Below are 22,088 nucleotides of genomic sequence, written 5' to 3'. Positions count from 1 at the left end.
TCCCGTCACGCCCGCGGAACAAAGCTCGGTCGAATGGTGTTGTGCCTGAACCGATGTCAAACCGGCCCGCCATGCCCCTGCCCAACGCGACCTACCGACTGCAATTTCGAAACGGGATGGACTTCGAAAAGGCCGTCGGGTTGATCCCGCATCTCGTCGGGCTCGGCATCTCTCATCTTTATGCCTCGCCGATATTTTCCGCGGTCAGCGGCTCGACGCACGGCTATGACATCGTCGACTTCAACGAGATCGATCCCACTTTGGGCGGCCGCGACGGATTTGCCCGGCTCCTCGGCGCGTTGAAAGCGAATGGGCTCGGTATCATCCTGGACATCGTGCCGAACCACATGGCCGCGAATCTCGAAAATAGCTGGTGGCACAGCGTCGTCGAATGGGGTCAATCGAGCGAATTCGCCGGTTATTTCGACGTCGACTGGCGGCAGCCGCTCACGCTGCCATTCCTGGGCGCGAGCTTCGAGGAAGAGCTCGCGGCTGGAAAGATACGGCTGGCATTCGACCGAGCCCGGAACTGCCTGGCCTTCGCGTATTATGACGCGCTCTATCCTCTCAATCCGGCTTCCTATCTGGCAGCTCTTGAAAATTGCAGTCCCGCTCTCGACAGGCTTGTCGCCGTCGCCAGCAGGGCGGAGGCCAGCGATGCGGCAGGCTTCCATGCCGAGATTACCTCTCTAGCGAAGGCACCCTCGGTCGCAGCCGCGCTGGACGAGCATCTCCAACGCGTCTCTACCGATAAGCCATTCTTAGAGCGGCTGCACGAAATGCAATCCTGGCGGCTCACAAGCTGGAAAACCGCGCAGGACAAACTCAGCTACCGGAGGTTCTTCGAGATAGCCGGCCTAGTCGGGCTGCGCGTCGAAGATCCGGCCGTCTTCGAGGCCACCCACCGATGCGTCCTTGGTCTCGTTCAGGCCGGGCTGGTCGATGGGCTCCGGGTGGATCACATCGACGGGCTTGCCGACCCCGAGAATTACCTTCTTCGGCTGCGTGAGCGCGCCGGCGCGCACGCCTACATCATCGTCGAGAAGATACTGGAAGCCAGTGAGGCCCTGCCGGAGAGCTGGCCGGTCGATGGCACCACCGGCTACGAGTTCATCTCGGCACTGGCCGATCTCCTCACGGACGAATCGTCCGAGCTTTGGAGCGACGGCCACCGATCCGCGACGGACATGGTTGTCACCGAATGCAAGCTGCAGGTGCTGAGCCACAATTTCAACACTGAAGTCAAAAGGCTCACCGGACTTGCAGCTTGCCTGCGGGACGATGATGCTCCATCGACCGACGACGAACGGATGGCCGAGGCCGTCCGTCGGTTGATCGCGGCGATGCCGGTCTACAGGACCTACCTCAGCGGTCGCGGCGCAAGCGAGCGCGACAGGCAGATACTCGGCGAGATCGGGTCCGAAGCGGGCGCTGCCGCACCGGAGGTCGCCGCTGAGATCGCGATGATCGTGGCTCGCCTGAAGTCGAATGACGGTTGCTCGGATCGCCAACTGGCAGCCCAGTTCCGGACGCGCTTTCAACAGTTGAGCGGCGCCGTCATGGCCAAGGCAGTCGAGGATACCTTCTTCTATCGCCGAGGCGACTTTCTCGCCGCGAACGAAGTGGGGGCCGCAGCCGACTGGACACCCGGTGGCGTCGACCGCTTTCATGAGAAGATGCGGGAGCGCGCCAGCAGAAGCCCCACCGGCCTGTCGGCGACATCGACCCATGATACGAAGCGCGGCGAGGACGCACGCGCCCGGCTCCATGTGATCAGCGAGGCGCCAGAGCTCTGGGCCGCCGCAATTGCACGCTGGCGCGACATGAACCGCGTTCACCATCAGCAGGGTGCCGACGCACCGGGAGCATCGGTCGAGCAGTTCCTCTACCAGAGCCTGCTCGGCGCCTGGCCGATCGAGCCGCTGAGTGACCCAAAGGATCTCGCCTTCCTGCAAGAGCGCATGTCGAACTTTGCCGTGAAGGCGCTTCGCGAGGCAAAACTGCGGACAAGCTGGGATTCGCCCAACGAGCAATATGAAGCGGCGGCCACGGGATTTCTCCACGACATTCTCGACCGGCGGAACCGGGAGTTCCTCGACGACTTCGAAAAAACGACGGCGCCTTTCATCCGAGCCGGACTGATCAACAGCCTCTTGCAAACGCTGGTGAAACTCACCGCACCGGGCATCCCAGACATCTATCAAGGCAGCGAGCGGCTCGATCTCTCCCTGGTCGACCCCGACAACCGCCGCCCCTTTTCAACGCGGCCTTCGCTGGCCGAACTGCCCCGACAGCCGACGATCAGCGACTTCGAAGACTGCAAGCAAGGCCTGATCAGGCTTTGCCTGACCTATCGCCACGCCGGGGGCGCGGAGCTCCTGGCGAAAGGCGGATATCTTCCCTTGGACGTCCACGGCCCTGCCTCCCGCCACGCCGCTGCATTCATGCGTCGCGCGCAGGATGGTCTTTCCGTCACCGTGGTCCCGCGGCTTGTCTTCCGCCACGTTGATGGGGACAGCCTGTCCCTCACCGCCGGCCTTTGGCAGGACACCTATCTCCTCTGGCCCGAAGACCGTGCGCCCAAGCGATTGCAGAACCTCGCAACCGGCGAAACCGTCGAGATTCGGCGTAGCATCCCGATGGGAGAACTTCTCGGCAGCTTCCCCGTCGCGTTCCTCTTTTCGGAATGATCCTGGCCGGACTCTCAGTGCACCCGGCGAAACCAGTCCTGCTTTTGCAGGGCCCTGATCCGGTCGAGGTGGAAATCCGCGATCACGAGCTCCGGCTGCGATGCGCCCATGGCGATGATCCTGCCCAAGGGATCGACCGCAAAGGACCGGCCGTCATCCTTCGGCGCCGGATAGTTCGCCACGGCCAGGCCGAGGACGGACTGGAAGGCCAGTGCCCGCACCCCCGCGACGCGCACGTCGCCGACAGCGGGATCATCAACCAGCGGGCAGCTGTTCGGAACGAGAATGATCTCGGCGCCGTCCCGCACGAGATCCGACGCTGCATCCGAAAATTCCCGGTCCATGCAGATCAGGATGCCGACCGCCACCTCTCCGGCATCGGTCCGGAGCCGGGCCACGCTGGAGCTCTCGCCGGCGGCGCAGGCTTCTTCCGGAACGTCGAAAAAACAGATGTGGCGCTTGCGCTGGTGGAGGACGACGTCGCCATTGCTATCGATCAGGATCGCAGCGTTGAAAGGCTTGGGGATGCCGCGCTCGAGAAAGGTCGCCACGATAGCTAGTCGGTTCCTGCGCGCCGCCTCTCGAAAGCGTTCCACATAGGCGCCGTCGATCGGCACCGCCGCGTCGATCCAGCCCTGTCGGGAGGCCTTGTCTTCGGGATCGAAGCGACTGTACCCATTCGAAAACATTTCCGGAAAGACGATGATGTCGGCGCCTTTCTCGGCTGCCGACGCAGAGATCGCGTCGACATCCACATCGTTCGTCACCTGCGCCATCGCCACACGAAGAGACCTGCCCACCAACGAATTCTCCTACAACCTTGAAAGCAAGAGGCATCTAGGAAGGGTTCGGGCAGAATCAACGGCCAATGCCGGTTCAGACCCCTATGCTGCGCCGCGAGGCGAGAACAAACAGCGCGCTCGCAAGGGTCGCGACGGCGCAATAGCTCATCGCACCAAGCGGGCCGAAGCCGTCGACGAAGAGGCCACCCAGCACCGCCCCGCCGGCGATCGCCACCTGGAAGGTTGCGACGATCAGGCCGCCGGTGCTTTCGGCGTGATCCGGGGCGGCCCGCACCATCCATGTCTGAACGGCGACCGGCAGTGCCCCGAAGGCAAAGCCCCAGAGGGTTACTGCACCCGCCGAAATGAGGTCATTAGAACCGAAGACCACCAGCGCCAGCGCCATGGCTGCGATGAGGAAGGTGCCGAGGCTGACGGCGGCCGTGATGCTGCGCTCGATTATGAAGCCGCCGGCGAGATTGCCGAAGAAGCCGCCGACGCCAAAGGCAAGCAGGATCAGCGAGATCGCCTCGATGCCAAGGGCAGGCACCTTTTCCAGGAACGGGCGAACATAGGTGAAGCCGGCGAAATGACCGGAGACGAAGAGCAGGACGGTGACGATGCCGATGCTGATGCTCGGCCGGCGCAAGAGATCGAGCAGAAGCTTGAGGCTCGGCACCGATTGCGGCGGCAGGCGCGGTACGCTTGCCATCTGCACAAGCAGCGTGACGGCGCCAAGCGCAGAGGCGACCAGGAAGGTGACGCGCCAGCCCCAGAGATCGCCGATATAGGCGCCCACCGGCGCCGCACAGACCGTCGCCAGCGAGACACCGGTGAAGATGATCGACATGGCGCGCGGCACGAGACGCATCGGCACGAGGCGCAGCGCGATCGCCGCCATCATCGACCAGAAGCCGCCTAGCCCGATGCCGAGAACCACACGAGCGACAAGCAGCATGGTGAGATTGGTGGCAAACGCCGCAAGCAGACTGGAGAGGATCAGCGCGAGGGTGAAGCCCCAGAGCACGAGCCGGCGGTCGAAACCGCGGGTGGCGATCGCAATCGTCGGCGCTGCTATTGCCCCGACCACGGCGGTCGCGGTGACCGCCTGCCCCGCCGTGCCGTCGCTGATCCCGAGATCGGCTGCCATCGGGGTCAGGACGCTTGCAGGAAGGAATTCTGCAGTGACGAGGCCGAACACGCCGAGCGCCAGCGAGATGACGCCGGCCCAGGCCGGTTCGCTGCGTTCGTCGGTCGCGTCCGCCACGAGGGGAGCATCCATGCTTGTCGCTATGTCTGTCATGAGGGCAATTCTCCAACAATCCGGGTCCCGGTTAGATAAGCCGTGACGTGCTGGACATTCCATGTTAGAAATTCCGGAATGCTTGATCATTCGTCCAAATTTCCGGCCGCAACCGCCGACGATGCCTTGACGGAGATGCTACGGGGCCTGCGCCTCGATGGCGTCGATTACGGGCGCTGCGAGTTGACGGCGCCCTGGGGAATCCGCTTTCCGGCCCATGAGGCGGCGCGGTTCCACTTCATCTGCGGCAGCTGCTGGCTGGGCGTTCCTGGCGGCCAGTGGATCGAATTGAAGCGCGGCGACGCGGTGCTGCTGCCGCGCGGGATCGAACATGCGCTGGCGAGTGCGCCGGGTGAGCCGCTATCGCCGCTCGAGGCCTATTCCGTCCGCGAGGTGTGCCACTGCGTCTACGACGTCTGCGGCGGCGGTCGGGGAGAAACGACGATCCTGTTCTGCGGCAGCCTGAAATTCAATGTCGATGCCATGCACCCGCTGTTGCGCATGATGCCCGACGTGATGCGCATCGACGCGCTTACCGCCAGCGAGCCGGCAATCCCGCACCTGCTCGACGCGATGGCGCGCGAGGTGGGTGCAAGCCGCGTCGGCTCGGGCGGCGTGTTGGCGCGCCTTGCCGATGTGCTCGCCGCCCTGATCATCCGGTCCTGGGTGGAGCACGGATGCGGCGACACGAGCGGCTGGATGGCCGCCGTCCGGCATCCGGCCATCGGCCGGGTGATTGCCGCCATCCATCTCGATCCCGAACAGAACTGGACGGTCGATTCTCTCGCCAAGGTCATGGGCGCCTCGCGATCCGGCTTTGCCCAGCAGTTTCATTCCGTGGTCGGCGAGACACCGGCGCGCTACCTGACGCAAGTCCGCATGCATCAGGCGCGGCAGTGGCTGAGCCGCGACCGCGTGCGCATCTCGGTCGTGGCACGGCGTCTGGGTTATGACTCGGAAGCCGCTTTCAGCCGCGCCTTCAAGCGCGTCATCGGCGTTCCGCCCAGCCACTACAGCGCCGTGCGTCTTTCAGACGCACAAAGGGTCTCTGTAGCACTTTAAATCGCTGCATGTTTCTGTCCTCAAATCGAACGCGATTTAAGGAAAACTGTCGCGGCGTCGAGGGGGCGCCCGGCCTCAGCATCGGAAGCGACCGGTAGTCCGTGAACGCAAACACCCGGCATTGCTGCCGGGCGTCAACGCCGCTCCGCACGAGGGAGGATCACGTGCGATGCGGAAAACGGAACTCTATTTGCCGGCATCCAGCCGATCGATTGCCTGGACATTGCCGGCCGAGGGACCGTGCGGATCGAATTCGGCGGCGAGCCAGGTATCGACGATCGATTTCGCCAGCTCCGGGCCGATGACCCGCGCCCCCATGGTGATGATCTGCGCGTTGTTGGACTTCGCCGCCCGCTCGGCCGAATAGGTGTCGTGGGTGAGTGCCGCTCGAATACCGGGGACCTTGTTGGCGGAGATGCAGACGCCGATGCCGGTGCCGCAGATCAGGATGCCGCGGTCGTTCTCCCCGGTGGTGATCGTCTTTGCGAGATGCTCCGACAGGTCGGCGTAGAAACCCGCCTGGCTCAGATCCTTGACCTCGACGTCGCTCCGGCCGGCGAGATGGGCGGCGATGACGTCGAGCAACGGCTTGCCTGCGCTATCGGCTCCGATTGCGATTTTCATAAGGGGTTTCCTTTCCGCACTTGTTCTATTCCTTCGGCCGGTCAGATCGCGCCGGCGACACGCTGCAGAATGTCGAGATAGCCGCCGACCTCCCAAGCGGAGCGGCCGATGAAGAGGCCGTCGATATGGGGCTCGGCGATCAGTTCCTCGCAGTTTGCGGGATTGACGCTGCCGCCGTAGAGCACCGGTACCGCGACGCCGAGCGCCGCTTCGGCCACCTCGGCAATCCGCCGGTGGCGGGCGTCGGCATAATCGGCAGTGGCCGGTATTCCGTTGACGCCGATCGCCCAGACGGGCTCATAGGCGAGCAGAATCGGCGCCTGTCTCGCGGCGCCCTCGAGGAGAGCGAACGCGCCTTCCACCTGACGCTTCAAGACCGCATCCGCCGCGCCCTCCTCCCGTTCGGCGAGCGTTTCGCCAATGCAGATCAGCGGAACGAGACCGTGCCTGACGGCCGCCGCCGTCTTGAGGCCGACGGTGCGATCGGTCTCGCCGAAATGTTCGCGCCGCTCGCTATGACCGAGCTCGACAAGATCGAGCCCGCAATCCTTCAGCATCAAGGGAGAGATCTCGCCCGTCCAGGCACCGGCATCCTCCCAATGCATGTTCTGCGCACCAACCTTGACGCTCGTCGCCTTCAGCCTCTCCTTCACCTGGCGGACTGCCGTGAACGGCGGAATGACGAAACGCTGGATGCGTGGATCACGCTCCTCATCGGCAGCAGCCAGCCCCTCGGCGAAGGCCATCGCCTCCGAGAGCGTCTTGTTCATCTTCCAGCTGGTGCCGACCCAGAGCCGCGACTTGCTCATGCCTTCTCCGCTATTTTTCGATTGTCGACGGTGATGAGCTTGACGCCCGCCTCGCCGAGCGCTGCGGCATGGTCTTCCGAAACCTCGCTGCCGGTCAGCACCGCATCGAAGACCTCGAGCCCGGTCAGGTAGTGCAGAGCTGCGCGGCCGAACTTGTCGTGGTCGACGAGCAGGTATTTGCACGTCGCCGACTTCACCATCTGGCGCTTGGTCTGCACGACCTCCTGGTCCTGATGGAAGGCGGTTGCGCCTTCGATCGCCGAACTCGACAGGAAGGCGACGTCCGCACGCAGCGAGCGCAGCGCCTCCTCGGTGACGATGCCGAAGAAGCCGTTGAATTTCTTGCTGTACTGGCCGCCGAGGGCGATCAGGTTGATGCCCGGCGCTCCCGACAGTTCGGCAATGACACCGAGATTGTTGGTGATGACGGTGAGCGGGCGGATGTCCTTGAGACAGGCGGCGATCGCCCCGGCGGTGGAACTGTCGTCGATGATGACGCTCTGGCCCGGCTCGATCAGCGTCACGGCATGTTCGGCAATCCGCCGCTTCTCGGCCGTGGCGATCTTCTCGCGGTAACGGAAATCGCTCTCGAACTGCGGGCTCGACTGGATCGACGCGCCGCCATGGACCTTGCGCAACAGACCAGCCTGTTCCAGGTCGTCGAGGTCGCGATGCACGGTCATCTTGCTGACGCCGAAGCGAATGGCGAGGTCTTCGACGGAGGCCGTTCCCGCCTCCATCAAAACGTCCATGATCGCCTGTCGCCTGTCTTCCGGCTTCACTGTCATTGTCCCTTTCGGTGCGGGTCCAGCCCCCGCACCTAAGAACATAACATGACGTTGTGATTTTTCAACTTATGCTGTGATATTTTGTTACTATTATCTGTGATCTTTATCGACGATTAAACCCCGTGTCGATGTGAGGTTCCCAGAACGCCACCGACTCACGGATCATCTCCACCACCCGGTGATCGGTCGGCTCGCGTTCGCGGAACGAGAGTTCCAGGCAGATCTCGTTGTCCGTGCCGCCGCCCTTTCTGACGGCATCGAGCAGGCGCTCCGGCGTGATGCGGCCGTCCCTGTTGTAGGCGGCGGTAAAGGGCCAATGGCCACCCTTGTTCATCGACGATTGCTTGATGTGGATGATCGGCGATTGCCGCGGAAAGCCCTCCGCCCAGGCATAGGGATCGATATCGGCCGGATTGTCCGAACTCACGTCGCCGTGGTCTATATCGACCATCATCTTCATCGGGATCGGCAGCTCGGCCTCGGCGAAACGGCGATCGAGCGCCCGGCATGCCTCGATCGTATGGCCGAATTCGCGGCCGACCGACATCGGCTCCCAGAAGACATAGGAAAGCCCTGCCGCCTTGGCGTGCTCCGCCACGTCACGCCAGCAGTCGATGGCGATTGCCATCAATTCCTCGCGCCGCACCGGGTCGTCGTAATCCTTGAGCGTGAAGATCGCGAACTGCGTGCCGATGGCGGAGGCACCGAGCTCTGCAGAGATATCGGCGAAGGTCCGGAACCAGTCGACATAGTAGCGGCGCACATCCGGGTCGGGATGGCCGAAATGGTTGAGCCGGCCATAGGGCCCGGTCATGCCCGAGGTGATCTTCACGCCGGTGCGGGCCAGGGCCGTCCGGAATTGCCGGGTCACCTTGCTGATCGTCGCCGCCGGCCAGCCCGGATTGACGAACTCGTGGGTGAGTTGCACGTAGCCGATGCGGATCCTCTCGGCGATCGTGTCGATCAGGTCGTCCGGCTCGGCAAAGCGGTTGACGAGAGGATTGGTATTGAGCGACAGCGTGAAGGCCATGGCCGGTCTCCTGGCTACCAGAGAAATTTTGGCAGAATGAAATCGGGGGTCGCAGCGTGCGTGGCGAAGAGCCGCCGCCGCTCATCCTCCGACTGGTGCTCGAGAATGCCGGTGGTCACCAATACCGAACCGAGGCCAACGGCCGCCGCGCCGGCAATGTCATGCTCGACGCTGTCGCCGATCGCGCAGACCCGTGCCGGATCGGGCCGGCCGAGGAAATCGAGCGCGAAGTCGTAGATGTCGGGGAACGGCTTGCCGATCCAGCGTACCTTGCCACCGAGCCCCTCATAGAGCTCGGCAATGCGCCCTGCGCCGAAGGCCTGGCCTCTCCGCGTCAGCATCACTTTGTCCGGGTTGGTGCAGAGGCAAGGGACGCCGCGCCGCGCCGCTGGTCGAAGCAAGTTCTCGTAATGGACAAGCGGATGGACGTCGCCTTCGCTTCCCGCGAGCAGCACGATATCGGCCTCCTCGCCGCTCTCGGTGCGGACGAGATCGAGACCCTTCAGCGGTGACAGGTCTCCGTCGCGGCTGATCAGCAGGCATTTCCGCGTTCCCCCCGCCGTGACCGCCCCTTCCCGCTTCAGGAGCTGCCAGGCAACCTCGCCCGAGGTCAGGAACCAGTCCCAGCTGCCGGGCTCGAAGCCAAGTTCCGCCAGGCGGCGGTCATTTTCCGCCGAGCGTTTGCCGGAATTCGATAGAATGATGATCCGCTTTCCTGCCTTCCTCAGGCGGACGAGCGTGTCGGCGGCACCCGGATAAGGCTCGCGCCCGTCCCTCAAGACGCCGAACTGGTCGATCACGAAGGCATCATAGGCGTCGGCGATCGCCGACAGGCCGGGGATGGTGCGGACGGCGCTCATAGCACTCCCGCCTTTCTCGCGCCGGATAGCGCAAGCCACGCCGTGCCGGCGGCCGCCTCCTCGGATTGCGTCGGCAGAAACGGCACGCCGAGGCTGCGCGCGCGGATCGCCGTCCAGGCCGGATTCCTGGCGCCGCCGCCGACGGTGCGGACCGAGCGGAGCGGAGGACTGCCGAGCGAAACGAGCCGTTCATAGGCTAGCGCCTCGACGCCGGCGATCCCTTCGAAGATCGCCTTCAGGAATTCCCCGTCATCGGCCGGGCGCGGCGTCATGCGCGGCATCAGCTCGGGATCCGCGATCGGGAAGCGTTCGCCGGGCTTCGTCAACGGGTAGAAATCGAGGCCCGTCTCCGTGTTCGGATCGATTGCCGCCGAAAGTTCGGCGATCCGCTCTGCGCTGAAATGCGCAGCAAGCACCGCACCGCCCGTATTGGAGGCACCACCGGCAAGCCACATGTCGCCGATCCGGTGACTGTAGAGCCCATAGTCCGGGGCAAATAGCGGCCGGTCCGACAGCATCTTCACCGTCAGGGTCGTGCCGAGCGCGCTGACGCCGTCACCGGGCCTGTCCGCGCCGGTGGCCAGGAACGAGGCACAGCCGTCCGTCGTGCCGGCAACGACAACCGTATCGCCCGGCAGCCCAAAGGCTTCCGCCGCCGCCGGCGAGATCGTTGCAGCGGGCGCGCCGGCCGGCAGAACGTCCGGCAGCAGTTCGGTTCGCGCACCGGTGCGGGCGAGCCAGTCCGGCCAGCGTCGGCTGAGCGGATCGTAGCCGGTCTTCAGCGCGTTGTTCTCGTCGGTAATGTCGTAGAGGCCGGTAAAATGCCCGGCGAGCCAATCCGCCTGGTGGATCACGCGGAAGACGCTGGGGAGCGCTTGAAACGCCAGCAGCTTGGCGAGACCGGAGGTCGTGCCGTGCGCGGCGCTTTCCTTCGGCGCTTGCGCGGTGATGCGGTCGAGAATGGCAGGGTCGGCGACCGGATCGTTGTACATCAGTGGCGTCGCAAGCGGCGCTCCATCGGCGGTAACCGGCAGCATCGTGCCGGAGGTGCCGTCAATGCTGATCGCACGCACGCGCGCCGGATCGATCGCCGCGAGCGTCTCCAGAAGGGCTGCATGCACGGCCTTCCACCAGCCGAGCGGATCACGATGGTCAGGAGAGAAGGCGGCAAGTTTGGCGGCGCCCGACGCGACGATTTCGCCAGCGCTATCCATCGCAACGGCACGGGCGCCGGACGTGCCGATGTCGATGCCGAGGACGAGCCCGCCTTCCTCGCTCATTGCAGCACCTGCCCGGCCCGGTTCAGCTGCTGGCGGTATTTCTCCGCATCCAAGCCGAGCAGCTCGGCATTTTCGGCATCCGTCAGATAGCGCAGTCGAGCGCTCGCCGGAATGCGCGCGGCGACATCCGAAAGGCAGCGGGCCATGGCAAGCGCGCCGGCCGACGCATCCTTCAGCACTAACGCCCCCTTGCCGGGGAACAGAAGGAGCGGCGGCAGCGTCCCTCCTGCGCCACGAAAACGTTCCTCGACTGAAAGAGCCGTATCCCCCGGCGCGGCGATGACCGAACCCTTGCCGAGAAAGATCACATGGTCGGGATAGAGGCTGCCGCCGGCGGCGATCCTGCAGCTTTCGAGGTCGGTCGCGGCATCATGCAGCCTTTCGTCATCCGGAAGTCTATAGGCGCTGTTGACGGCCAGGCGCGCAAGCGCCGGAAAATCAGCCGCCGGAGCCTGGCGCACGAGTCCGCCAAAACGATCCGAGACCTCGACAAGAAGAAGCGCCGCGTCCTCGATCGTATCGCCGGCGACCGCGAGGCCGTGATTGCCGAGCACCAGCACGGACGTCTCCGCATCGATTCGTTCGCCGATCGCTCTCGCAAGCGGCAGGCCGGGGCGGGCATAGGGAACGAAGGCGTAGGGAATGTCGTCAAGTCTATCGGCCGCGATCGCCGCAGCATTGGTCTGCACCACGGCTGCGATCGTCGCCACGCAATGGACATGGATCACCACCTTCTGCGGCAACAGCGCGTGCACCGTGGTCTCGATCGACGGCCTGAGACCGGAAGGATTGAGCTCCCGGATGACAAAATCCTGGGCCTTCTCCGCCGCCGGATCGTCTCGCTCCAGGGCATCGAGCAATGGGTCGAGGGCGACCGGCACCATGATGTCATCTGTACGCGCCTGGGCGAGCCAGAGTCCAGAAGCCTTGATCCAGAGGGTATCGCCCTCCTTGATCGAGGTATTGCCGCCGGCACCCTGGACAAGCTCCGGATCGGCGCCGATGCGCGCCGACAGATCCAGAAGCGCTTCGAATTCGGAGCTTCGCAACATCGCCTGCCCCTTTCTCATGCTGCCGCCTGCTGGCCCTCGAGCCAGCCGCTGAAGGCCCGCTTTTCGGCTTCGCTCATGTGCAGGCCATGCTTCGTCCGGCGCTCAAGCAGATCCTCCGCCGTCCGCGCCCATTCGGTTTCGATCAGGAAGCGGGCTTCCCGCTCGCGGAAGAGCCGGCTGAAGGCCGCGCCGAGCTCCTCGAGCGACGTAGCGCCGCCGATCAGTTCGTGGGTCCGCGTGCCGTAGAGCCTCGCATAATGCTTGGCGAGATCGGCCGGCAGCCAGCGATAGCGGGTCCGAAGCTCGCCGAGGAACTGATCGAAATCCGCGTCCACCATATCGCCGCCCGGCAAATGGGCACGCGCCGTCCAGGCCGGTCCGATCTTCGGAAAAAAGGGGTTCAACCGCTCCAGTGCATGCTCGGAAAGCTTGCGGAAGGTGGTGATCTTGCCGCCGAAAACGGAAAGCAGCGGCGCCTCGCCCTCTGCCGCATCGAGCTCGAATATATAGTCGCGCGTCACCGCCGAAGGATTTTCGGCGTTATCGTCATAGAGCGGCCGGACCCCGGAGAAGCTCTGGATGATGTCCGCATCGGCGAGCTGCTGCTTGAAATAGCGGTTCACCGACTTCAGCAGGTAGCCGATCTCTTCGGCGTCGGCGGCGACGTCCTCCGGCCGTCCCTCATAGGGGATGTCGGTAGTGCCGATCAGTGCCAGATCGTTCTGATAAGGGTTGATGAAGATGACGCGCTTGTCGGGATTCTGGACAAGATAGGCCTGCCGCCCCTCCCAGAACTTCGGCACGACGATATGGCTGCCCTTGACGAGCCGAACGCTGCGGCGGGAATTGAGCCCGGCAATCCGGCCGATCACGTCGTTGACCCAGGGGCCGGCGGTGTTGGCGACGCAGCGCGCGTTGACCTCGGTCTTCGCGCCCGTCCCTGCGTTGGTCATCTCGATATGCCAATGATCGCCACGGCGGCGGATGCTGGTACAGGCGGTGCGCGTCAGGATCCGGGCGCCCTTCTTCTCGGCATCGAGCGCGTTCAGGACGACAAGCCGGGCATCGTCCACCCAACAGTCGGAATATTCGAAAGCCCTGCGATAGGCCGATTTGATCGGCGCGCCTTCCGGCGCCGTCCTGAGGTCGAGCGTCCGCGTGCCCGGCAGGCGCTCGCGGCCGCCGAGATGGTCATAGAGAAAAAGCCCGAGACGGACGAGCCAGGCCGGCCGGTCGACGGGATTGTGCGGCAGCACGAAGCGCATCGGCCAGATGATATGCGGCGCCGATTCCAGGAGCACCTCGCGCTCGATCAGCGCCTCGCGCACCAGCCGGAATTCGTAGTATTCGAGATAGCGCAAACCGCCATGGACGAGCTTTCCGGAACGCGAACTGGTGCCCTGAGCGAGATCGTCCTTCTCGCAGAGCAGGACGGAGAGCCCCCGCCCCGCCGCATCGCGGGCAATACCCGCGCCGTTGATCCCGCCGCCAATGACGAAAAGATCGTATATGCCGGTTTCGCTCATCCCCGCCCCCTCAGCACGGATTGACCGGCGGCAGGCCGGCGATATAGCGGCGCACCTCTTCCGCGGCCATTTCGGCCGCATAGGTGACGGTTCGGACCGAGGCGCCGGCGATATGCGGCGTGAGGGTGACGTTGGGCAGCTTCAAGAGCGGCCAGTCGTCCGGCACCGGCTCGACCGCGAAGGTCTCCAGCATGGCGCTCGAGAGGTGGCCGCTGACGAGGTTGTCATAGAGCGCCTCATAGTCGCAGAGCGGACCGCGTGCGGTGTTCACGAAGATCACGCCGGGCTTCATCTTCGCGAAGGTCTCCGCGTTCATCATGTTCCGCGTTTCCGCCGTGACGCGCGGGTGCAGCGTCACCACGTCGGATCGCACCAGCAGATCGTCGAGCGAGACGTGCTCGACGCCGGCATTGCGGTCCTCGGCGCTCAACTGCACATAGGGATCATGGACAAGCACCTTGGTGCCGAAGGCGCGCAGCAGCTGGACGACCCTGGTGCCGATATTGCCGTAGCCGATGACGCCGACGGTCAATTCCGAAAGTTCGCGCCCCGTGCGGTCGGCCCGATAGAGATCGCCGCGCCATTCGCCCCGCCTCAGCGCCTCGTGGCCAACGCGGATCAGCCGCGTCTCGGCCAGGATGGCGCCGATCGTGAACTCCGCGACGGCACTCGCATTGCGGCCCGGCGTATTGACGACGCGCACACCGGCATCGCGGGCGGCATTCATGTCGATATTGACCGGACCGCCGCGGGAAACGGCGACAAGCTTCAAGTTCGGCAGTTCCGACAGCATCGCTCGCGACACGGGCGCAAGCTGCGTCACCAGGATTTCCGCGTCGCCAATGAATTCAATGATTTCTTTGGGTTTGCCGAGATATTCCTTCAGCCCGTCCATACCCTCGACCGCATAGCCATGTTCCATCGGCACGTCGGGCCAGGGCTGTTCGAGCAGGCGGATCTCATGCCCATCACCACAGGCCTCGACGATCTTGTCGCGGAACACATCCGGCAGCATGAACCGGTCGCCGATGATGGCTATCTTCTTCATTTCGGTCTTTCCTGTTGATCTCCCGTTCCGGCCGCGTGGGAGAGCGCGTGCCAGACCGGCCTGAGCGCGAGGCGCGACTGCTGATAGGCAGGGAAAAGCGCGTCATAGCGGCGGACGAGCTCCGCGTCGGCCGGCTCGGCGAGGGGCTGGTGCGGCCGCACCCAGTCGCCGACGCAATCGGCCATCGAGGGGTAGATGCCGAGCGAGACCGCGGCGATCATCGCGACGCCCGCCGCACCCGCCTCGTCGCGTTCGCTGGTCTGGATGCTGGCACCAAGCGCACCGCCGAGGATGCGGCGCAAGGAGGCGCTCCGCGCCGCGCCGCCGGTCAGGCGAATGCACTCGGGCAGCGGCCCCATTTCGGCATAGCAATCGCGGGCGGCAAGGGCGAGGCCGTCGAAGACGGCCCGCACCATGTCGCCAAAGCCGTGGGTGCTCGACAGGCCGACGAACGAGGCGCGCGCCGAGGCGTCGACGAAAGGACCGCGCTCGCCGGCTTCGGAAATATAGGGTTCAAAGAGAAGCGGCGTGCCCTTCGCTTCCTGAAGCCAGCCGTCCACATGGGCGAGCAGCTCGCCCTTGGACTTCTCGACCCCCATGCCCTTGAGCACGCCGCCGGCAATCGAAAGGATCCAGTCGATATTCAGCGTCGCCGCCATGTTCGACTGCATCTGAGTATAAGTATTGGGGATCGGCATGCACATCGTGTAGCCGGTCAGATCCCGGTTGAGCCGCACGTCCTCGGCACTCGTCGCCAGGCGCATATGCATGCCGGTCGAACCGATGATCGAACAGCCCGCATCGGTCCCCGGATCATAGAGCCCCGCACCGAGCGCCGTGCAGACCACGTCGACATAGCCGAGCACCACCGGTGTCCCGGCCGGAAGGCCGGTCGCCGACGCGGCAGTCTGTGAGAGCGCATGATGCGAAGCGGCCCCGTCGACGATGTCCGGCAGTAGATGCTTCAGAGTATCTAGACCGAGGAAGGAAATCACCTCGTCGCAATACTGGCGGGTGCGGAAATCGCCGAAGGTGAAGTTCGCCTCCGAGGGATCGGTGGCGCGCTGTCCCGTGAAGTTGAAATAGAGCCAGTCCTTGCAGTGGAAGGCCGTGGTGGCGCCGCGGAGCATTTCCGGCGCATTGTCCACCATCCAGCGCAGTTGCGGCCCCTGCTGGCAGGCCGCAAGCCCGGAGCCGGTGCGCGAGAACCGTTCGACATCGCCGCTGTCGCCGCGCAGCCGCTCGACCGTTTCGCCGGCCCGCGCATCGAGCCACAGCCAGCCCTTGCCGACCGGCTCGCCGTCGCTGTCGATCATCCAGGTGCCGTCTCCCTGACCGGTCACCGCGATCGCGGCAACACGGCCAGGGAGGTTCTCGATCCCGGCCGAGAGCTCGACCAGGGTTTTCACAGTGTCCGCCCAGGTGCGGCGCAGGTCCTGAACGCTGCCGGTCCGCCCCACCGCCTCATAGCTGTTCGGGACGGCGGCGATCGCGAGCTGCCGGCCGCCGAGGTCGAAGGCGACCGACTTGATGACCGACGTCCCCGCATCGATGCCGATCAGGATGTCGCGCATCAGGCGAGCTCCTCTCCATGCGAGATCGCCATGCCGCTCTCACCGTCGAAGACGTGGAGGCTGGCCGGTTCGAGGCGGATGCCGATCGGCTGGCCGACCTCGAGATTTGACCGATCGTGCTCGACCAGAACCAAGGTGCCGCCGGCGAAATCCGCAGCGATATGTGTCTGGTCGCCAAGCCACTGATTGACGGCGACGCGGCCGGTGACGCCGTCGGCGCTGCGCTTCACCGCATAGGGCCTGACGCCGAGAACCACCCGTTGGCGCCTTTTCAGCACGTCGCGGACAGTGTGCGAGAAGTCGGAAGCCGCGTATTCCAGCCGGATACCATCCTTGAGCCCGAAGGCTAGGCGGTTCTCGGAGGCCGTAACACTCGCCTCGAAGACGTTCATCGGCGGCTCGCCGACGAAGGTTCCGGTAAAGAGATTGGCCGGCCGCTCCTTGATCCGCTGCGGCGTGTCGAACTGCTGCAGCACGCCGCCTTCCATGACGGCGATGCGGTCGGCAAGGGCATTCGCCTCGGTCTGGTCGTGGGTGACGAGAATGGCGGTCAGGCCGCGTTCCTTGATGTAGTGCTTGATGCGGCCGCGCAGCACGGCGCGCAATTGCGGCTCGAGCTGCCCCATCGGCTCGTCGAGCAGGTGCAGGCTCGCGTCGCGGATCAACGCCCGCCCCAGCGAGGCGCGCTGCTGCTGGCCACCGGAAATCGAGCTCGGATAGCGGCCGAGAATGTCCTCGATCTCGAGCAGCTTGGCGATGCCCGCCACCTTCTCGTCGACGGTGCTGTGCGACAACTTCGAAGCCTTGAGCGCGAAGGCGATGTTTTCCCGCACCGTCAGCGGCGGGTAGAGCGAATAGCCTTCGAAGGCCATCGCCACGTTGCGGCGGACCGGCGGGAATGTCTGGATCTCGCGACCCCCGAGCGAGATCTTGCCGCGCGACACCGCCTCGAAGCCGGCGATCATCCGCAAGGTCGAAGTCTTGCCGCAGCCGGACGAGCCGAGAAGCGCGATGATCTCGCCCTTCCTGACATCCATGCTGAGCTTCTTGACGGCATGGACGCCGTAATCGATCGGCCCATAGAACTTGTCGACATCCTTCAACAACAGCGCGCTGTCGCTCATGCCGCTTCTCCATTCCGCTTGGAGGCGAGCTCCGATGGACGCATCAGCCGGCCGTTTTCCTTGTCGAACAGCAAGGTCGCCCGGCTGTTGACCGCAAGGTGCGCCGGCCCGGTTTGCGGACCTGGCGTTCCGGCCGGGCGCGACACAAGGATTTCGCGGCGGCGGGCGGTCAGAGTGAGGGTGACGGTTTTCTCGTTAAGTGGCGTTTCAGCCTCGACCGTGACCGGTATCGCTCCGGGCGCGGACGCATCCGTGAAGGCGATACTTTCCGGCCGGATGCCGAGCACGCAGGCCTTGCCGACGATCTCCGGCCCGAAGCCCGGCAGGCGGAGGCGGACGCCGGAGAGTTCCACGAAGGCGCCATCCGGCCCCCGCTGCGGCACGACGTCCAGGAGATTGATGGTCGGGTCGCCGAACAGCCGGGCGATCTCGATCTCGGCCGGCGTGTTGTAGATATCCGCCGGCGTGCCGATCTGACGGATGCGCCCCTCGAACATCACGGCGATGCGGTCGCCGAGCGCCATCGCCTCCTTGTAGTCCTGGGTGACGTAGATGACGGTGGCGCCTTGCGCGGCGAGCAGGCGCGGCAGCTCCAGACGCATCTCGAACCGTAGCTTGGCATCGACGTTCCGCAATGGGTCGTCGAGCAGCAGCAGCGGCGGCGAGCCGACCAGCGCCCGGGCAAGAGCGGTGCGCTGCTTCTGCCCGTTGGACAGCGCCTTCGGATGATGGGTGAGTACATGGTCGATCTTCAAGAGCTTCGCTACCTTCCCGACCCCGGCGGCGATCGCCTCCTTCGATGACCGCCTAGCCGTCAGGGCGCTGGCGATATTGTCGAAGGCGCTCATATGCGGGAACAGCGCGAAATTCTGGAAGGCCATGCCGACGCCGCGATACTCCGCATCGACGTCCGTCATGTCCGCGCCGCCGATCAACACCTGGCCTTCGTCCGGATCGACGACGCCGGCAACGAGCCTCAGGAGCACCGTCTTGCCGGCGCCGGAGGGGCCGAAGAGCACCAGCCGTTCGCCGTCGGCCACGTCGAGCGACAGGTCGTCGAGAACCGTCTGGCTCTTGTATCGTTTGACGATGTTCTTCAACTGCAGTGTCGTCATCAGCGATTATCCCTTCACCGCACCGAGCGACAGGCCTTCGACGAGGTAGCGCTGGGCGTAGAGTGCGAGAGCGAGCGTCGGCGTGATCGACAGCACGATGGCCGCGGCGATCTGGCCGTATTGGATGCCGGAGGCCGTGACGAAGGCAAGCGCACCGACCGTCACCGGCTGCTTGTCGGCCGATGCCAGCACCAATGCGAAGACGAAGTTGTTCCAGGCGAAGATGAAGGCGAGCAGGCCGGCAGCCGCGATCCCCGGTCCCGCCAGCGGCAGGGCGATCTTGCGGAAGGTCGCGAACCAGGAATGCCCGGCGATCCGATAGGCATATTCGACGTCGGCCGAGATGTCCTCGAAATAGCCGCGCACGATCCAGAGGATGAGCGGCAGGCAGATCAGCTGGTAGACCCAGATCAGGCCGAAATAGGTGTTCGAGAGGCCGAGCCATTGGAAATATTGCGTCAGCGGCAAGAGCACGAGGAGCGGCGGCGCGAAGCGGAAGGAGAGCAGCGTGAAGGCGATGTCCTCCGACCCCTTGAACTTGTGCCGCGCGAAAGCGTAGGCGGCGGGCACGCCAAGCAGCAGCGCCACGGCGACGGAGACGACCGACAGGAAAACCGAGTTGCCGAGATTGCGCATGAAAGCGATGTCGAGCGTTCCGGCGGCGGTCTGCAGCTTGCCGGTGATCAGCGCCGCGTAGTTGTCGAGCGTCGGCGTGAAGACCACCGATGGCGGAATCCTGAGGATCGTCTCGTTCGTCTGGAAGGACATCAGGAAAATCCAAACGATCGGGAACATGAAGAAAACGACGACCAGCGTCAGTGCGATGCCACGCAGGAGCCGTTCGAGCGGAGACATGGTTTCCATCTTGCCCTCCCTACGCCTCGCCGCGGGCGCGCTCGCGCAGGCGCAGCCAATTCTTGATGAAGACGTTCGACAGCGTGTAGGTGATCGCCCACAGGATGATCAGCAGCGCGGCGGAGCGGCCCACATTGGTCGACTGGAAGAAGTTCAGATAGGCCTCGACCTGGAAGACGGTCAGCGTATCGCCCGGACCGCCCTGGGTCATCGCATAGATGATGTCGAATTGCTGGATCGAGTCGAGCAGCCGGAAGAGCGTCGCCGTCAGGATATAGGGCGTCAGCATCGGCAGGGTGATGCGGAAGAACACGAAGGTGCGCGGTACGCCGTCGAGTGCTGCCGCCTCGAAGGGCTGGGTCGGCAGGGACCTGAGGCCGGCAAGCAGCAGGATCATGATGAAGGGCGTGTAGACCCAGATATCGACGAGCACGACGGTCAGGAGCGCGGTGTCCGGCGAAGAGGCCCAGCGGAAGTTTTCAAGTCCGATCAGGCTGGCGAAGTAGCTCAGGATTCCGAAGCCCGGATTGGTCATCAGCTTCCACATCAGCGCCGCGAGCGCCGGAGCCGTCATCAACGGCAGCAGCAGCATGATCGAGATGAAATTGTTGACGGTCGAGCGCCGCTGCAGAAGCAGCGCGATGCCGAGGCCGAGCAGCAGTTCCAGGATCACGGTGGTGCCGGCGTAGAGCAGCGACACCCTGAGCGTGTTCCAGAAGCCCGGATCGGTGAAGAAATTCAGATAGTTCTCACCCCAGTTGAACTGGCGTGCCCAGGGCTGGCTCAGCCGGTAGCGCTGGAAGGAATAGAGCACCGCTGAGAAAAACGGGATCAGGATGCCGATGCAGACGAGAAGCGCCGGCAGGGAAAGCACATAGGGCAGAACCCTCTTGCTGATCCTGAAGCCGCGAGGCGCTGTCCCGGGTTGCGTCACTGAAGCCATAGCCAGCTCCGTTCAAATGCCTTGCCGATGGCGACGAAGGGGCCGGCCGCGGCCGGCGCAGCCAGACCCCCTCCTCGTATGCGCATTCGTATCGGTGATAACCGGTCCGCCATGACGGGCCGGCACCGCCGGCAATCAGCCGAGACCCGCTTCCGCGAGCTGGCGGTTGATGCTCTCGGCGAGCTTGTCGAGCCCCTCGTCGACCGGCACTTCCTTGGTCACCATCTTCTGGAGCGTCGCCGCCCATTCGGTGGTGAGGTCGAAGAACAGAGGCTGGGCGGTGAAGTGGATCTTCGCGCCCGGCGCCGAGACGTCGTGCATCTCCACATAGCCCGGATAGCTCTTCTTCAGCCGCTCGCGGAAGATCTCGTCCTTCCAGACGGAAGCCCGGACCGGATTGACGAAATCCATCTTCGTCGCACCGAAGATCGCATGCTCGAGTCCCGACGCCCATTGCAGGAAGTACCAGGTCGCATCCTTGTCCTTGGAGAAATTGGACATCGACAAGGACCAGATCCAGATGTTCGGCGTCGGTGCGGACGCGGCCGGATTGGCGGCGAAAGGCGCATAGGCGAGCTTGCCGGCCATCTTGTTGTCGCCGCCGTTCATGAAGTAGCCGAGGATGTCGGCGTCGTAGATCATGGCGGAGGCGCCGGCGCCGAGGTCAGTGCCGACCTGATACCAGGTATAGGTCGACCAGTCCTTCGGGCCGCTCTCCTGGATCATCTGCACCCACTTGGCGTGGAAGGCTTTCGATTCCGGCGTGTTCATCGCTGCCGAAAGCTTGCCCTCGGCAGAGACGTTCAGGTCCTTCTGGCCGAAGTTCGCATAGCCCGAAAGGAAGCCCGGATGGATGGTGGCCCAGGAGCGCGAGCCGCGCACGCCGATGCCGTAGACGCCACCACCGACGTCCTTGGTGAGCTTCGCGGCGGTCGTCAGCAGTTCATCGAGGTTCTTCGGAACGCCGACCCCGACCTTGTCGAACATCTCCTTGTTGTAGGAGAGGTTGTTCTGCTCGTAGCCCCACGGAATGCACCATTGCTTGGCGTCTTCCGAACCGAGCGCCCCGCCCGGCTGGCCATTCCAGGCGCAGGATGCCTTGACGCCCGGCAGGAAATCGTCCCAGCCATATTGCGGGTTGGTCTTCGACGCATCCTTGATCCATTCATTGAGATCGGTGATCCAGCCGGCCGGACCGTAGGTCCAGGTCATGTAGGCACCGGTCATGAAGGCGTCGTATTCCGTCGAGCTCGATGAGAGCGCCGCCGTCACCTTGTCGAAATAGACGTCCTCGGGGAAAACGTCGTAGGTGACCTCCATGCCCGTCAGGTCCTTGAAGGCCTGTAGGTTGGCGATCATCGCGTCTGCATAGGGATGCTTGTTCAAGAGCAGCTTCACAGACTTGCCGGAATGCGCCTTCCAGTCGAAATCGGCGGCGAGCGCCTCAGTCGACATCATGTTGAGCAACGTACCGGCGGTTCCGGCCGTCAGACCGGCCGCACCCAGGCCCTTCAGCAGGCCGCGGCGGTCCACCTCACCGCGCAGGAAGGCGCCAATGAGGTCTTTCTCCTTCTCATACATCTCGTTCTCTCCTCCGTTGCGGGTAAGAATGCTCCACTGAGC

At 64.4% G+C, this 22,088-nt stretch carries 19 protein-coding genes; 2 read left to right on the top strand and 17 right to left on the bottom strand.

Annotated elements, in window-relative coordinates; genetic code table 11:
• Positions 1–71 precede the first annotated feature (71 nt).
• Complete coding sequence (locus tag N181_RS19970) at positions 72–2,690, top strand: malto-oligosyltrehalose synthase (protein ID WP_060563767.1); 2,619 nt, start codon at positions 72–74, stop codon at positions 2,688–2,690.
• Positions 2,691–2,704: 14 nt separating this feature from the next.
• On the opposite strand, the gene N181_RS19965 is transcribed toward N181_RS19970, so the two are convergent.
• Positions 2,705–3,490 carry a carbon-nitrogen hydrolase family protein gene (locus N181_RS19965; protein ID WP_234885963.1) on the bottom strand — a complete coding sequence of 262 codons (786 nt, stop codon included), beginning with the start codon at positions 3,488–3,490 and terminating at the stop codon, positions 2,705–2,707.
• 76 nt (positions 3,491–3,566) lie between these two features.
• The gene (locus tag N181_RS19960; RefSeq protein WP_037428946.1) at positions 3,567–4,775 is read right to left on the bottom strand and encodes an MFS transporter; all 1,209 of its coding nucleotides are present in this window, start codon (positions 4,773–4,775) and stop codon (positions 3,567–3,569) included.
• Between the two features lie 78 nt (positions 4,776–4,853).
• On the opposite strand from N181_RS19960, the gene N181_RS19955 reads away from it, so the two are divergent.
• The gene (locus tag N181_RS19955; protein ID WP_060563753.1) at positions 4,854–5,837 is read left to right on the top strand and encodes an AraC family transcriptional regulator; all 984 of its coding nucleotides are present in this window, start codon (positions 4,854–4,856) and stop codon (positions 5,835–5,837) included.
• Positions 5,838–6,023: 186 nt separating this feature from the next.
• Here N181_RS19955 and derI read toward each other — a convergent pair whose 3' ends face one another.
• The 15 genes from derI to N181_RS19880 form a co-directional block, all read right to left on the bottom strand.
• Positions 6,024–6,461, bottom strand: a complete 438-nt coding sequence (derI, locus tag N181_RS19950) for a D-erythrulose-4-phosphate isomerase (protein WP_037428940.1) — start codon at positions 6,459–6,461, stop codon at positions 6,024–6,026.
• Between the two features lie 41 nt (positions 6,462–6,502).
• Positions 6,503–7,270, bottom strand: coding sequence for a triose-phosphate isomerase (locus tag N181_RS19945; protein WP_037428938.1), 768 nt, complete (start codon positions 7,268–7,270; stop codon positions 6,503–6,505).
• Positions 7,267–8,052: a DeoR/GlpR family DNA-binding transcription regulator gene (locus tag N181_RS19940; protein WP_037393168.1), complete on the bottom strand. Its 786-nt coding sequence runs from the start codon at positions 8,050–8,052 to the stop codon at positions 7,267–7,269. Before N181_RS19940 ends, N181_RS19945 begins: the two co-directional genes overlap by 4 nt.
• A gap of 109 nt (positions 8,053–8,161) precedes the next feature.
• The gene (locus tag N181_RS19935) at positions 8,162–9,088 is read right to left on the bottom strand and encodes a sugar phosphate isomerase/epimerase family protein (RefSeq protein ID WP_060563752.1); all 927 of its coding nucleotides are present in this window, start codon (positions 9,086–9,088) and stop codon (positions 8,162–8,164) included.
• Positions 9,089–9,102: 14 nt separating this feature from the next.
• Positions 9,103–9,948: a TIGR01459 family HAD-type hydrolase gene (locus N181_RS19930; RefSeq protein ID WP_060563750.1), complete on the bottom strand. Its 846-nt coding sequence runs from the start codon at positions 9,946–9,948 to the stop codon at positions 9,103–9,105.
• Positions 9,945–11,228 (bottom strand): FGGY-family carbohydrate kinase, encoded by a 1,284-nt coding sequence (locus N181_RS19925; protein ID WP_060563749.1) that lies wholly within the window; start codon positions 11,226–11,228, stop codon positions 9,945–9,947. The genes N181_RS19930 and N181_RS19925 overlap by 4 nt, the downstream gene beginning before the upstream one ends.
• Complete coding sequence (locus tag N181_RS19920) at positions 11,225–12,280, bottom strand: class II aldolase/adducin family protein (RefSeq protein WP_037393140.1); 1,056 nt, start codon at positions 12,278–12,280, stop codon at positions 11,225–11,227. Before N181_RS19920 ends, N181_RS19925 begins: the two co-directional genes overlap by 4 nt.
• A 14-nt stretch (positions 12,281–12,294) precedes the next feature.
• Positions 12,295–13,806 (bottom strand): glycerol-3-phosphate dehydrogenase, encoded by a 1,512-nt coding sequence (locus N181_RS19915; protein WP_060563747.1) that lies wholly within the window; start codon positions 13,804–13,806, stop codon positions 12,295–12,297.
• A gap of 10 nt (positions 13,807–13,816) precedes the next feature.
• Positions 13,817–14,854, bottom strand: coding sequence for a 2-hydroxyacid dehydrogenase (locus N181_RS19910; protein WP_037393144.1), 1,038 nt, complete (start codon positions 14,852–14,854; stop codon positions 13,817–13,819).
• Entirely contained in the window at positions 14,851–16,428 is a 1,578-nt protein-coding gene (locus N181_RS19905) for an FGGY-family carbohydrate kinase (RefSeq protein WP_060563746.1), read from the bottom strand. Before N181_RS19905 ends, N181_RS19910 begins: the two co-directional genes overlap by 4 nt.
• Positions 16,428–17,552 carry an ABC transporter ATP-binding protein gene (locus tag N181_RS19900; RefSeq protein ID WP_037428927.1) on the bottom strand — a complete coding sequence of 375 codons (1,125 nt, stop codon included), beginning with the start codon at positions 17,550–17,552 and terminating at the stop codon, positions 16,428–16,430. Before N181_RS19900 ends, N181_RS19905 begins: the two co-directional genes overlap by 1 nt.
• Positions 17,549–18,667 carry an ABC transporter ATP-binding protein gene (locus N181_RS19895; RefSeq protein WP_037434819.1) on the bottom strand — a complete coding sequence of 373 codons (1,119 nt, stop codon included), beginning with the start codon at positions 18,665–18,667 and terminating at the stop codon, positions 17,549–17,551. The genes N181_RS19900 and N181_RS19895 overlap by 4 nt, the downstream gene beginning before the upstream one ends.
• A 6-nt stretch (positions 18,668–18,673) precedes the next feature.
• Positions 18,674–19,531, bottom strand: coding sequence for a carbohydrate ABC transporter permease (locus tag N181_RS19890; RefSeq protein WP_014331590.1), 858 nt, complete (start codon positions 19,529–19,531; stop codon positions 18,674–18,676).
• A 10-nt stretch (positions 19,532–19,541) separates the two neighbouring features.
• Positions 19,542–20,465 carry a carbohydrate ABC transporter permease gene (locus N181_RS19885; protein WP_037428923.1) on the bottom strand — a complete coding sequence of 308 codons (924 nt, stop codon included), beginning with the start codon at positions 20,463–20,465 and terminating at the stop codon, positions 19,542–19,544.
• A 135-nt stretch (positions 20,466–20,600) separates the two neighbouring features.
• Positions 20,601–22,046 (bottom strand): ABC transporter substrate-binding protein, encoded by a 1,446-nt coding sequence (locus tag N181_RS19880; protein ID WP_037428921.1) that lies wholly within the window; start codon positions 22,044–22,046, stop codon positions 20,601–20,603.
• Positions 22,047–22,088 lie beyond the last annotated feature (42 nt).

The sequence above is a fragment of the Sinorhizobium fredii USDA 205 genome (assembly GCF_001461695.1).
Lineage (GTDB): Bacteria > Pseudomonadota > Alphaproteobacteria > Rhizobiales > Rhizobiaceae > Sinorhizobium > Sinorhizobium fredii.
The sequence above is the reverse complement of the archived record's forward strand: the minus strand, read 5'-3'. Positions and strand labels throughout refer to the sequence as shown.